The organism is Pokkaliibacter sp. CJK22405, assembly GCF_046614695.1.
Classification (GTDB): domain Bacteria; phylum Pseudomonadota; class Gammaproteobacteria; order Pseudomonadales; family Balneatricaceae; genus Pokkaliibacter.
Genome location: NZ_JBKKHQ010000017.1, coordinates 60,812 through 74,580, shown reverse-complemented (window position 1 = coordinate 74,580; position 13,769 = coordinate 60,812). Strand labels below are relative to the sequence as shown.

The following is a 13,769-nucleotide window of genomic DNA, read 5'->3' as shown; positions in this document are numbered from 1 at the left end:
GCCGAAGGTCTATGCTCAAGTCGCCTGCTTCGTCAGGCATCACCTTCATGGTTGCCGCACATTTACCCTTTTCCTGCACAGCTTCACCTCGCGCTGGCTGGATTAGTAACCCATGGCAGCGAAACACCGGCACGGACGACCTGTGATTCCTGAGCCAGCTCCCCAAGAGTCAGGAACCTCCTGTTGCTTCGCCACGCTCGATAAGGAACCTTGCGTATGAAAAGCTTGTTAAACCACCTTTCTGAATTTGCTATTCGGGCCATCGTGCCACTGGTCGCCGTACTGGTGCTGATTCTCGCCAGCATTTCGCTCTATCCCGGCCCCTGGTTCTGGATTATCGCTGTCGTCAGTGTTGCCGTGATCATTTTCGGCATCTATGACTTCAACCAGCGTGAATTCACCCTGACCCGTAACTATCCCGTCGCCGCTCGCATTCGCTGGCTGTTTTACGATCTGCGCCCTTTCCTTCGCCAGTACATTGTTGAAGGGGATCTGGAGGGGACGCCCTACTCCTTTGAAGCCCGCAACCTGGTGCATGCCCGTGCTCGCGGCAAAACCGATACCCAGCCTTTCGGCACCGAACAGGAAGTCGACCGTGAAGGCTATATCTGGGTTTCCCATTCCATGGCACCCGCCAATGAGCCGGAAAAAGACCCCCGCGTCACCATCGGCAACGAGCAGACCAGCAAACCCTACGATGCCTCGGTACTGAATATCTCCGCCATGAGTTTTGGCGCCCTCTCCGCCAAAGCCATTGAAGCCCTGAACAAGGGCGCGAAGATCGGCAACTTCTACCATGACACCGGCGAAGGCGGCCTCAGTAAATACCACCTTAAACACGGCGGCGATATCGTTTGGGAACTGGGTACCGGTTACTTCGGCTGCCGCGATGACAAGGGCAATTTTGACCCACACCTCTTTGCCGATCAGGCCCAGCAGGATGTGGTGAAGATGACCGAAATCAAACTGAATCAGGGTGCCAAACCCGGCCATGGCGGTATGCTGCCCGGCGCCAAGGTCACACCGGAAATCGCTGAGGCCCGCCGCATTCCCGTCTTCCAGGACTGCCTCTCACCCCACGGCCATTCCGCCTTCTCAACCCCCGTGGAGATGCTGGAGTTTGTTGCCAAAATGCGTGAGCTATCCGGCGGCAAACCTGTCGGTCTCAAGTTCTGCGTGGGTTTGCCGCATGAAGTCTTTGCGCTGATGAAAGCCATGCTCAAGACGGGCATCTACCCGGACTATATCGTCGTTGACGGCGGCGAAGGCGGCACCGGCGCAGCGCCCCAGGAACTCTCCGACTGGGTGGGCATGCCGCTCACCGAAGGGTTGGTGCTGGTGCGTAATGCCCTCGTCGGCACAGGTCTTCGTCAGCATGTGAAACTCGCGGCCAGCGGCAAAATCTACTCCGGCATGGGCCTTGCCAAAAACCTCGCCCTCGGCGCTGACTGGTGTAATGCGGCCCGCGCCTTTATGTTCTCCATCGGCTGTATTCAGGCCAAACGTTGCCATCTAGGCACCTGCCCCACTGGCATCACCACACAGGATGCCTGGCGTCAGCGCGGCCTGGTCGTTGATGTGCAGGCGGAACGCGCCGCCCGCTTCCATGAAAAAACGATCGAAGCACTGATGGATATCGTCTCCTCCGCGGGCCACACCCACCCCAAGGATCTGGATGCCCATCACCTCACCGCACGCATTGATGCCACTCAGTCCAAACCCCTCATCGAAATCCACCCCTTCCTGCCCCGTAACATCCTGCTGGATGAACCTGAAGAAACGCCTTACGCCGCCTGGTGGAAGGCCGCTGATGCGGATACGTTCGCGCCACGCACGGATCTGGTGGACGCCTTCCGCAAGAGCAAAATTAATCAGCAGAAAGGATACGAACTATGAGCCGGAACGTTTCGCGCATTATTGTCGATACCCTGCTTGAGGCAGGTGCCCAGCGCTGCTACGGCATCGTCGGCGATACCATTAACCACCTGACGGACACCATTCGCGACTCTGAACTGGAATGGATACATGTGCGCCATGAGGAAGTCGGCGCCATGGCCGCCGGTGGCGAAGCCTATATGACCGGCGAACTGGCCGTCTGTGCGGGCACGTGCGGCCCCGGTAGCCTGCACTTTATCAACGGCATCTTTGAGAGCCACCGTAACGGTGCGCCCGTGCTGCTGATTGCCTCCACCGTCGACCGCACCCAGGAAGGCCTTAACTTCCCGCAGGAAGTCGATCAGGCCAAACTTTATGAACAATGTTCGGTGTTCTGTGCACGCATCAGCCATCCGGATCAGGCCAAGCGTATCACCGTTCAGGCCGCCCAGGCGGCGCTCAACAAGAAAGGCGTGGCGGTCATTATCGTCAATGGCGACATGTTTGAGGAAACCACCAAGGATGCATTGGCCTGGTCAGTACACCGCCCTGCGCCCCGTGCGCTGCCCAGCGACACCGAGCTACAGCAACTGGCCGGTCTGATCAACGAGGCTGAACGCATTACCCTCTATGCAGGTATTGGCGCCAAAGACGCTCATCAGGAACTGCTGGCCCTCGCCAAAACCCTGAACGCCCCGATTGCTCACAGCACTCGCTCCAAAGAATTTATCGAGCCCAACAATCCTTATCACATCGGCATGACCGGGATTCTCGGCAATCAGGCCGGCATGGAAGCGGTTGCCGACTGCGATCTGCTGCTCTGCCTCGGCACGGATTTCGCTTATACCCAGTTTTATCCTGAGAAAGCCAGGGTCGTGCAGATCGATATTGAAGCCCAGAACCTTGGCCGCCGCAGCCCGGTGCATCTGGGTCTGGTCGGCGATGTGGCCACGACACTCAAAGCGCTGATGCCCCTGATTGATCAGCAGAAAAGTCGCAGTGACAAGCATCTTCAGCGTGCCCTTGAACAATGGCAAAAAGACCTGAAAAGCTACGAGAGCGAATCGGTCTCTGAGCATGGCCTGATCCACCCGCAAACCGTTGCTCACCAACTCAACCGGATGGCTGCGCCCGATGCGATTTTCACCGCTGATGGCGGCTCGCCCATGGTCTGGCTACTGCGCCATTTGCGCACCTCTGGCCAGCGTCGGTTCCTCACCAGCCTGCTGCACGGCACCATGGCCAATGCCTATCCCGAAGCCCTCGGTATCAGCAAAGCCTATCCCGACCGGCAGGTCATCGCCATGTGCGGCGATGGCGGCATGACCATGCTGATGGGCGATTTACTCACACTGGTGCAAGAGCAAATCCCCGTTAAGTTATTGATTTTCAATAACGAGTCTCTCGCATTTGTGGAAATGGAACAGCGCGTCTCGGGGTTGCTGGATGCCTTTACGGATCTGAAAAACCCGGACTTTGCCCGCGTCGCTCAGGCGGTCGGCATGGATGGCTGGCGCGTCGAAAAGATGGAGCAGCTCGAAGGCGCCATGAGCCAGTGGCTCGCCGCACCCGGCCCGGCTTTACTGGATGTGCGGGTCAGCCGCATGGAGCTGGTCATGCCACCTAAAATTGAAGCAGGACAAGTCGCCTCCACCGCTCTCTTTGGCGTCAAAGCCGTACTAAATGGCCGCGCCGATGAAGTGGTATCGCTACTGCGGGATAATTTTTTGCGATAAAACATATCCCCACTTCAGAACGCTTATATTTGCATGAAGTGGGGATTTTTAATTAAAAATCAGAACGAAAATGAGTTTTTTAGTCATCACTTCGTATATGAAAAATTCTGAGCAACCCACTGTCTATTATGGTGAGTCAATAGAAATTCTATTTGAATCTTTCTCACTAAAAATATAAATATGCTTAGTATTCTCTGGAACATTAATTATTGCCAAGTATCCGCCATTTTCAGTTTTAGACTTCACATCGACATCACATGCAGCATTGAGCTCACAGCGAACCACATGAAGTATCAATGCATTCTTATTATGTTCTACATTAATCCCAGGAGAGTAAAACATCGTTTCCAAAAAAGTATTATAATTTAAATGCAATTACTCCCCAACAATAGCAGAATTTATCACTTCAACTTTATCAAATGGGTATTCATCATTTTTCATTAAGCCTGCACATCCTGTAATCAATATCGCGATTAGATAAAATAACTTATTCATATCCATTACCAACTTGCTTGTTTGGGCAATACTGTGACTGGCGCTTTTTTAGAGGGGGGATGTCTTCTCTCAAGTAAGAGAATATGAGCACCAAGTTTTCTAGGAGTTTTGCCCCCCAACCATCAGCATCAATATCAACTCCTGTAACTTCATCTAGCGCTTATGAAGCCCATGATGCACATGTGTTGTTAGAACTCCAAGCTACCAGACCATAAAAGTGACCTGTCGTCTGATTAGGAGAACAGCGTCCCGTTTGCTAGGATACGCCCTTACGCAGGCCCTCCTATCTACTTAAATTCTCAGGGATGGAATTTAAATGTCGACTCAGACTCTCGCCATTCAGAAGTATGCTCTTCAGGGCAAATCAGGCTATACCGAAACATCAGAGGATATTTTCTATTCCACAACCGTCTACCGTGCCCAATATGACGATAGTCTGAATAATTATAGCCCTCGTCTTACACACTATGTTCTACCGAAGGGCCGCCCTTATACCAATAGAATTCCTTCCAGTTATTTAGTGGAAGGGGCTGTCTCAGCCAATACCATCGAAGATAGTCATAAACTAAGAAATGCGAAACTAGATGATTTAAAAAATCCGGATATCGTAGACCACCCTATTCGGATGGATTGCGAAATGATGCGCCATTTTTCTACAGGAAAACTAGACTACTTAATAGGACTATTCCCTTTGTTTTACGGGTTTTCTCGTGTTTTATTCTGGCTAAGCATCATTTTCATCTTACCTTTGTATCTTATAGGGACTTCAGTAGATCAAGAGGCAGCGGTTGGGTTGGCTAGAGTCCCTTTAATTGGAGCTTTAATATTCGGAGCTGCTTGGTTTATTTCCTATTGGGCCATGCCGCTGTTTGCCCGCTTGGTAGTCAAACTTGCCCGCCCAGCATTTGCCTTTAACCGCCGTACCGGCATGGTTATTCTCTACGACACCAGTGGACAACGGGGGCGTGTCAAAGCCGAGGTACCTTTTAGTCGCATGGTTGCAGAATGCAGCGATATGATGGCGGATAACGGTATTCAGATCGGGGTAAAAATGGACCTGCGGCAGGTCGATAGCCCAAACCACACGATCCGACTTACGCGTGGCTTCTTTCCTTTCGCCAACACTATCGATCAAGCCAAAATCTGCTGGGATTTTCTGCAGCAGTACATGGATGTGACCCGACCTTTGCCGGATATTCCTTCCTTCGAGGCGTGGCGCCCTCTTGATCCAACCACCTCTCACCATGACAAACTCACTGGACGCCCTGAACGCTACTGGCGTGATATGCCGGATGATGTCTATAAACAACTGCGCGAGCAGATCAAAGCCAAGGAGAAAAAATAAGATTCTTCCCTTCTAAGACTGTGCAACCACTCCTGCCAGCCACTCAAGAAAGGCCGGTTGGCAGGCGTAGCTGACGTTAAGGCGCAGGTATCGTTCTGCGCCCGGTTTCTGGCTGAAGATATCGCCGCTACAGAGGAAGATGCTGCGCTGGCGCGCCTCATCAATCAGTGCGGGCACATCGACGCCATCGGGCATTTTTGCCCAGAGGAACAGCCCATCCTGCGGCGGGTCATTCTCCATGACGCCCATCTTTTTCAGTGCCTGAACCGTTTTGGCCCGCGCCTGCCAAACGCGCTCACGCAGCTTTTCCGTATGACGCTGAAAACGGCCGGATTCCAGCACGTGCTGAACCAGGGTTTCATCGAGCAGTGAACCGGAAAGCACCGTGGCCACTTTGGTCTCCAGCAGAGGCGACATCAGCTCTGGCGGTGCCAGCATAAAACCAACACGCACCGAGGCGCTCAGTGTCTTGCTGAAACTGCTGATATAAAACACCCGCTGTTTCGTGCCCGAGCCGTTCAATTGCGATAAATAGAACCGGTCTTTGCCCGCCAGGTCGCCGAAGATGTCATCTTCGATAATGTAGAAATCGTACTCTTCCGCCAGTCGCAGCAGACGATGCCCCACTGCCATGGAGGTATTCCCGCCCAGCGGATTGTGCGCCAGCGTCTGAGTCAGGATCAGCTTTGGCCGATGGGTTTTGCAGAGCGCTTCCAGCGCATCAAGATCCGGCCCATCCTCTTTTCGCGGCACCGACATCATGCGCGCAGAGATCCGGGCATCAGAGCGGCGCATCTGCAGCAGGAAATAGCTCGGATCTTCCACGACCACCACATCCTCAGGCGAGAGCAGCGTCTGCACGATCAGGTAAAAACTGTGAGTCGCGCCGCTGGTGATCAGCACTCGTGATGCATCGGCAGTCAGGCCAAGCTCACGCAGGCGCTGGGCCAGTCGTTCCCGCAGTACTTCACCCCCGGCAATGGCCGCAGGCTCGCCCTGCATAAAGGCCTGACGCATCAGCTTGCCGGTCACGACCGGCGACAGTGCATCGCCGATCCAGCTGGGCGGCAGGAATCCACAGCTGACAGGTAAGGCAAAGTGGCGGGTATTCAGGGCTTCGCGGAAGAAGTCGACGGAAACGCTGCCGCTACTCGGCAGGTCATCGGTGGTAATGGCCCGTGTCGCCGGGGCAGAAGGTCGCTTAGCCGGTGGCATCACGTAATAACCGCTGCCGCGCCGGGACTGAATGATGCCAAGGCCGGAAAGCCGGTCGTAAGCGCTGGCAATGGTAAAGCTGCTGACCGCCAACTGATCCGCCAACCGTCGCACCGAGGGCAACTTGGCACCGGCGATAAACACCTGACGGGCGATGGCATCAATCACCCCATCACAGATCTGGTTAACCAGCGGGACGCTGCTGTCCCGATCCAGTGAAATCATCGTGCTGCTCCCGCCCGGCTTCATAACGGGCCTATCACATCCGCAAAGTGCCCAGTGTACTGCGACCCGGCCCGCAAAGTGTATTGGTAATAACACCTAACAGTTTGTAAAAAGTGTCCGCAACTGTCTAGGTTCATCGACCTAACACTTCGCTAGCATGAGGTTTCATGGCGCTTTCAAACGGCGCCCTCTGAGAATTCATCACCACGAATTCCAAAACGGGATTTGAGCGAGAGGCCATCATGAAATTCCGCGATCTGGCCCTGGGCATCAGTGTTATGGCGCTTTGGGGTATCAACTTCTCCTTTATCAAACTCGGGCTGAAAAGCCTCGATCCCTTCGTTCTTGCCGGGCTTCGCTTTAGCCTGAGCGCCCTGCCGCTGGTGTTTTTTATCAAGCGACCCGCCATTCACATGGGCTGGATGGCGCTCTATGGCGTGCTCTTTGGCGTCGGCCTCTGGGGCATGGCCTTTCTGGGTATTCACTTTGGTTTGTCGGCGGGGCTGGCCGCGCTGGTGATGCAGTTTCATGTGTTTGTGACGATCTTCATGGCCGCGGTGCTACTCAATGAAAAGCTCAGCCGCTTTAACCTGATCTCCATGGCCTTTGCCCTGCTTGGCCTGCTGCTGGTGATGGGTGTGACCGATGGCAGTATGACCGTCGCAGGCTTTCTGCTGGTAATCCTGGCGACGGTTTCCCGTGCGGGCACCAATATTCTGGTGAAGAAAATCCGCGTCCAGGCGCAGTTTTCCTTTGTGGTCTGGACCAGTCTTTTCGCGCCGATTCCACTGTTTGCGCTGGCCTGGCTGACGCAGGGGCCAGAGGTCTTTGTCGCCACCTGGCAAGCCTTTGACCGTGATGCGGTGATCTCGCTGCTGGTACAGGTCTACCCGACCACGCTAATCGGCTACTGGATCTGGAACTCGCTCATGGTCAAGTATCCCGCCGCCACCGTTGCGCCGCTGACGTTGCTGGTGCCGATCTTTGGCTTTCTCGGTTCGTACCTGATGTTTGGCGAAACCATTGATGCGCACAAAACCCTGGCCGTGGTGCTGATTCTGCTGGCCGTGGTGATCAACATGTTTGGCCCGCGCTGGCAGCAGGCCCGACTGAAGCGCCGCGAGCTATCCCTCTCCACCCCAAGCTGATCACCGCAGGGAATCCTGATCATGAGTAGCCTTATCTCCGCCAACGACACAGCAGTGACTTCGGTCACTGCGGATGACCTCAGCACCGAGAAACGCCGCCAGCAACGGGCGGTCGTGCTGGGTTTTATTGCTGTTGCCAGCTTTGCCATGACCTTGCCCGCCACCAAAGTACTGGCCGGTCAGCTCTCGCCGCTGGCGATCACCGTACTTCGCATCATCATCGCATCGCTGGTCGCGGTTCCTCTCTTGTGGCTGGGGCGAGCGCCCTTACCGAGCCGTCGTCAGTGGTGGCTGATTTCCCATGTGCTGATCTGCAATAACATCGGCTTCCCGGTGCTGATTGCAGTGGGCATGAACTACCTGCCGGTGAGTCATGGCGCGTTAACCATCGCCCTGCTGCCACTGGCCACCGCCAGCTGTGCTGCGCTGATCAACGGCATGCATCCGCCACATCCGAAATTCTGGGGTTATGCCTGTAGCGGCGCCGCGATTGTGCTGGGTTACAACCTCTGGCAGAGCGGCGCGAATGATCTGTACTGGGGCGATCTGGCGCTGATCGGCGCAGTGATTCTCTGCGGCTGCGGCTACAGCCAGGGCGCGCTTTTAAGTCAGAAGATGCCGGGCTGGCAGGTCAGCTGCTGGAGCAATGCCCTTGGACTGCCGCTGGCATTAGGGTGCTGGTGGGTGATGGAGCCGAGCGTCTGGCTGCAATCCCTGTCCGCGCTGGATGCAGGTAGCTGGTGTGCGCTTCTGTACGTGGGACTGGTCAGCTCGCTACTCGGCTTCTTTGCCTGGAACCGTGCGCTGGCTGAAGGTGGAGTGGCCCGTATCAGCCAGATTCAGCTGTTGCAGCCCTTTTTCACCTACGGCTACGCCATGGTGCTGTTCGATGAACCCTGGCAGTGGATGACGGGGCTGGTCGCCGCTAGTGTACTTGCCCTGCTTTGGCTGGCGCGCCGCTAAACTCGCCCGACTCCATGAGCCACTGGGCTTTCAGCTCACTGGCTGGCATCGGTTTGGCGAAGTAGTAACCCTGCAATCGATGGATTCCGAGGCTCTGACACAGCTCACTCTGAGCTTCGGTTTCCACCCCTTCGGCGACGGTGGCAAATTCCAGTGAATGGGCAAAGGCGCTAACGGCGCGCAAAAAATTCGCCCGTGCCGGAGTCTCTGCACTCTGTACAAAGGATTTGTCGATCTTAAGAACATGAAACGGGTATTCGTGCAGATGAGAAAGTGATGAATAGCCGGTGCCAAAGTCATCCAGCGCTAGCTGAATCCCCATCGCTGTAATCTCGTTCAGGGTTTCCATCGCCGACAGGCTGGTTTCCAGCGAGCTTTCTGTCAACTCAAGCTCCAAGAGTTCAGGCGGAATGTCATAGTGCGCAATCAGTTTTCTCAAGTCGTCGAGCAGACCCGAATTACGCAGCTGCCGGGCAGAGAGATTCACCGCGATGGTGAACTGCAGGCCACGCGGCTCCAGCACGTCCGCCCAGTCATTAAACTGCCGGCATGCCTCCTGCAGCACCCAGCGCCCAAGCTGGTTAATCAGGTCTGACTCTTCTGCGATGGAGATAAACTGATCCGGCGCTAAAAGCCCATACCGTGGATGATTCCAGCGAATTAGCGCTTCAACGCCGACCAGTTGCAGCGTTTCGCCACTGACTTGCGGCTGGTAGTAGAGCTCGAACTGTTTTTGCGCCAGTGCCGCCTGAATTTCGCCTTCTAGGCGAATGCGCTTTTGCAGCTCGTTATGAATATGACGGGAATAGTGATGCGCCTGATTCTTGCCTGACTCCTTGGCCCTGTACATCGCCACATCGGCGCACTTCATCAACTCCTCCGGGGTCGTCGCACTTTCCGGGAAAGTCGCCACCCCAATACTGCTACTGATGCGCTGTTCATGGCCAAGGAGCCTCACAGGCTCGCGAAAGCTGTCAAAAATCCGATGCAAAATCATACGGATACGACCGATATTGGCATCCCGCCGAATGAGGATACAGAACTCATCGCCCCCGAGTCGGCTGAGCAGATCCCCTTCGCGCATACACAGAGACAGACGTTTAGCGACTTCCCGTAAAAAGCGGTCCCCGATCGCATGGCCGAGGGTATCGTTAATGTCCTTGAACTTGTCGAGGTCGAGCAATAACAGCGCGACCTCGTTACCCTCCGAGGCTCCGGCAGTGTCCAGCGCCACTTTCAGGCTCTGCTCAAAATAATAGCGGTTGGCCAGCCCGGTCAGCGTATCGCACTCGGCCAGTTGCTTGAGCTGATCATGGCTGGAGCGAATCTGCTGCTCCATCTGGTAACGTTCCCGCGCCATGAGAATGGCCCGCTTCAGACGCATCCCGGAGAGTTCAGACTTCATAAGAAAGTCCTGCGCCCCGGCCTCCACGCTTTCGATAGCGATACTTTCATCCTGACTGTGGCTCAGCATGATGATGGCCATAGACGTCATGCCCTGCTCACGTAACCGGCGGGTGACTTCAATGCCGTTGGTGGGTGGCAGACGGTAATCCAGTAGCACCAGATCAAAGCGATGGGCATGGGCATGCTCGATGCCTGCTTCGGCGGAGCTGGTCTCAACGATATGGCGAACCTGCAGACCAGCAGAGCGCAGGGTTTTCTTCGCGGCAATTCGATCTACGGCATCATCATCAATGATCAGGACGTCCATCCGATCTCCTTATAGGAAACGCCAACACACGGCAATAGGATTCCAGCATCGACAGCAGGGCGTTGTAGTCCCTGTCCATACAGGATTTCACAATATAGCCGGCGACGTGCTGATGATAAGCCGCAGTAATGTCTTCATCGCGGCGCGAAGTGGTCAATACAAAAACTATAGTCTGTGCCAAGGAAGGGTCATGACGAAGTTGTTTCAGGAATTCAATACCGCTCATGCCCGGCAGGTTTAGATCAAGTAACACCACAAAAGGCGATACCACCCTGCCATCTCGCAACAGACAAAGCGCCTCGGTCGCACTGCGTGCTCGCAGTAGCGGGTTAGTCCACTGGCGTTTTTTCAGCGCCCGCTCGACACCCCGTGCATCAATATCGTCATCCTCAATCAGCAGGATGCTGACCAGTGCATGGGGGCTAGCTGGCATGGCTGCTTCTCCTTAGCACTTCTTCAGCGGGCCAGGTGAAATGAAAACAGGTCCCGCGCACGCCGTCCGATTCCAGCAGATACTGGCACTCGTAACGGTCCAGTATCTTCTTGATCACGGTCAGGCCGATACCACTGCCCTCGACTTCGTCACGGGGTTTGAGAGTGTTAAAGAGTCCGAAAACCTGCTGCTGATGCTCTGGCGCAATCCCCGGCCCATCATCCTCCACGGCAAAGTGATAGGAGTCTTCTTCCGCCCAGCCTCGTACCCAGATATTGCCGGTGGGCTGATCATGATGCTTGATGGCATTGCTCATGAGGTTACGCAGGATCAGCTCAAGGGGCGCCGCCAGCGTGGTGATTTCCCCGAGGGTAACGCCATTATGCAAGGTCACGTGCTGACCAGCGCCAAGCACTCTGAACTCCTCCTCCACCGTGGTTCTGAGGTGAATAGTCTTGAAGCTATCGGCTTTACGACCAACGCGGGAATAATCCAGCAGGTCATCCAGCAACCGTTGCAGGCGGCCAATACGGCTGAAGGCCAGCGCAAAGTATTCCTTTACCTCATTGCTCTGCTGCGCAGGATGCTCCTCTTCAATCCACTCCAGTAACTGCTGGATACCACGAAGGGGGGCTTTCAGGTCATGGGAGGCCACAAAGGCAAACTGGTCCAGCTCTTTATTGGCCTCTTCCAGCTCGGTGTTGCGCTGAGCCAAATCCCGCGCCAAGCGAACTTCCTCATCAATATCAATGACCTGCAGTACCCAGTAGGTAATCTGGCCGCGCTGGTCATGGACCTTGGCCAGCGTCGCATAACCCCAGCGCGGGCTTCCATCCGCACTGAAAAACACCAGATTGCACGACAGGGCCTGGACGATTTCCTGACGCAGCCGCTCCTGCAATAGCAGCAGCTCAGCACGGCTCACAATAATGTCTTCCAGCTGCTTAAGCGGAGCTTCTTCCAAAGAGAAACCGAGCCAGTCCAGCAGCGCCTCATTGGCTTGCAAAATACGATTATCCGGCGACAACAGCAGAAAGCCTGCTCCCGCCGCATGGACCGCCGCCTGCATGATGTTACTCAGCTCCTCATTGCGTTGGCGGGTATCGGTCAGCGCTGAGAGGTCATGAATGATGCCCGTAAAGAACTGACCCTCTTCGGTATCACCACGGGTAATACAAACCTTGATGGGGATTTCTCTGCCATCCGCGCGCAGTGCCGTCAGTGCCCGATGTTTGCCGATCGCCGCCAGCTCGTTATTGGAGTGATCACGGGCACGCTGTAAAAACATATCGTGCACTGAAGCGCTGTCGGGCGACATGAGTACGCTGATGTTTTTGCCGATCAGCGAACCCGGCGGATAACCAAAGATCTCATACGTAGTACTGTTGCTGTCGCGGATAATGCCCTGGGTGTCGATCACGACCAGCCCGTCGATCATCGCATTCATGGCGCTATTCAGACGCTGGTGGGTTCGTTCAAGCAGGGTCTGCTGCTGGCGTATATGTTCAGTGGCTTTATCGGCATAGGCATGCGCGCGAGTGCTGGAGCGCCCCAGCATAATGAAAAATGACAGGAGAATGGCATCAATCAGCAGGCCGCCGATCAGGATGAAGAGCGGCTGCTGAGTGGTATTTTCCTGCCGAAACAGTGCGCTGCTCTGAAAGGTAAACTGCCAGGGCCGACCATACATGGCGACATTTTGCTCTTTGCGAAATAGCGGTTGGGCATCAAAACCCGGCGTCTCATCATTCAGCTCGCTATAGAGCGGCACCTCGCCATCGCGGATGCTGAAATGGATATAACGCCGGGTTTTCGCCAGCGTGCCATCCATCAGGGAAGCCATCACAAAGGGAGCGTAAGCCAGGCCAATAATGCTTTGACGGCGATCTTCCAGACTTGTCGGTACCTGAATATCGCGATACCAGGGTACGAATAGTAAGAATCCCGGGGTTTTCTTCGCATCCTGCACCAGAATAATCGGCCCGGTAATGGTGGCCTTGCCGGTATCCCGCGCCTTTTGCACGGCCTCATAGCGGTTACGTTCATGCGCCATATCCAGCCCCACCGCCTGCCGGTTACCGGGCTCAGGCTCGATATAACTGATAGTCCAATGATCCGGCGTAGTGTGCTCAGGGTGAATGTCAAAGTCCGGCAACTGCTCGCGCTGCCAGCGCAGATACTCAGGCAGTTGCGTCGGCGGCACATGGTGAATGACACCCATGCCATTCACCCCCGGATAGCGCCGTTCGATCTCAAGGCTCGCAGCAAAGGTTCGCCACTGCTGCCTTGTCGCCGGTGCGGCCATCACATGCAATGCCGCCACCCCTGACCACAATGCCTCTTCGTACATGGCCATCCGCTCCTGCACCAGCTCCAGCAGCTGAGCAGATTCGGCTGCGAATTTCGCCTTCGACTTTTCCTGCGCCTGCTCTGAGGTAATCAACCAGGCAATAAAGGTAATGGCGAGCGACAAGCCCACCACCAGCCAGTGCCACCAGTGCAGGCGTGAGGAGCGAGAAAAGTGCAATGCTGGCAGGGAAGAACGTTGATATTCCATGTGCCTCTCAGGGAGTCGCTGAATACTCTCCCTTATAGCCTGACCAAGAAACGCACTTCTGCC

General features: G+C 55.3%; 9 protein-coding genes. 5 read left to right on the top strand and 4 right to left on the bottom strand.

The window, feature by feature from the left end; all coding sequences use genetic code 11:
- Positions 1 to 216 precede the first annotated feature (216 nt).
- The 3 genes from ACKC9G_RS13350 to ACKC9G_RS13340 all read left to right on the top strand — a co-directional run bounded on the left by ACKC9G_RS13350 (position 217) and on the right by ACKC9G_RS13340 (position 5,451).
- The gene (locus ACKC9G_RS13350) at positions 217 to 1,896 is read left to right on the top strand and encodes an FMN-binding glutamate synthase family protein (protein ID WP_411406177.1); all 1,680 of its coding nucleotides are present in this window, start codon (positions 217 to 219) and stop codon (positions 1,894 to 1,896) included.
- Positions 1,893 to 3,611 carry a thiamine pyrophosphate-dependent enzyme gene (locus ACKC9G_RS13345; protein WP_411406175.1) on the top strand — a complete coding sequence of 573 codons (1,719 nt, stop codon included), beginning with the start codon at positions 1,893 to 1,895 and terminating at the stop codon, positions 3,609 to 3,611. Before ACKC9G_RS13350 ends, ACKC9G_RS13345 begins: the two co-directional genes overlap by 4 nt.
- Positions 3,612 to 4,422: 811 nt before the next feature.
- The gene (locus tag ACKC9G_RS13340; protein ID WP_411406173.1) at positions 4,423 to 5,451 is read left to right on the top strand and encodes a hypothetical protein; all 1,029 of its coding nucleotides are present in this window, start codon (positions 4,423 to 4,425) and stop codon (positions 5,449 to 5,451) included.
- Between the two features lie 12 nt (positions 5,452 to 5,463).
- Here ACKC9G_RS13340 and ACKC9G_RS13335 read toward each other — a convergent pair whose 3' ends face one another.
- On the bottom strand, positions 5,464 to 6,891 hold the full coding sequence (locus ACKC9G_RS13335; protein ID WP_411406171.1) for a PLP-dependent aminotransferase family protein: 1,428 nt from the start codon (positions 6,889 to 6,891) through the stop codon (positions 5,464 to 5,466).
- A 242-nt stretch (positions 6,892 to 7,133) separates the two neighbouring features.
- On the opposite strand from ACKC9G_RS13335, the gene ACKC9G_RS13330 reads away from it, so the two are divergent.
- Both ACKC9G_RS13330 and ACKC9G_RS13325 read left to right on the top strand, forming a co-directional pair.
- Positions 7,134 to 8,039, top strand: a complete 906-nt coding sequence (locus ACKC9G_RS13330) for an EamA family transporter (RefSeq protein ID WP_411406169.1) — start codon at positions 7,134 to 7,136, stop codon at positions 8,037 to 8,039.
- A 21-nt stretch (positions 8,040 to 8,060) separates the two neighbouring features.
- Entirely contained in the window at positions 8,061 to 9,002 is a 942-nt protein-coding gene (locus ACKC9G_RS13325; protein ID WP_411406167.1) for a DMT family transporter, read from the top strand.
- On the opposite strand, the gene ACKC9G_RS13320 is transcribed toward ACKC9G_RS13325, so the two are convergent.
- From ACKC9G_RS13320 to ACKC9G_RS13310, 3 genes are read right to left on the bottom strand one after another with little or no spacing between them, the layout of a single operon-like run.
- Positions 8,965 to 10,716 (bottom strand): putative bifunctional diguanylate cyclase/phosphodiesterase, encoded by a 1,752-nt coding sequence (locus tag ACKC9G_RS13320; RefSeq protein ID WP_411406165.1) that lies wholly within the window; start codon positions 10,714 to 10,716, stop codon positions 8,965 to 8,967. The genes ACKC9G_RS13325 and ACKC9G_RS13320 overlap by 38 nt on opposite strands.
- On the bottom strand, positions 10,697 to 11,149 hold the full coding sequence (locus ACKC9G_RS13315; RefSeq protein ID WP_411406163.1) for a response regulator: 453 nt from the start codon (positions 11,147 to 11,149) through the stop codon (positions 10,697 to 10,699). The genes ACKC9G_RS13320 and ACKC9G_RS13315 overlap by 20 nt, the downstream gene beginning before the upstream one ends.
- Positions 11,139 to 13,706 (bottom strand): CHASE domain-containing protein, encoded by a 2,568-nt coding sequence (locus ACKC9G_RS13310; protein ID WP_411406161.1) that lies wholly within the window; start codon positions 13,704 to 13,706, stop codon positions 11,139 to 11,141. Before ACKC9G_RS13310 ends, ACKC9G_RS13315 begins: the two co-directional genes overlap by 11 nt.
- Positions 13,707 to 13,769 lie beyond the last annotated feature (63 nt).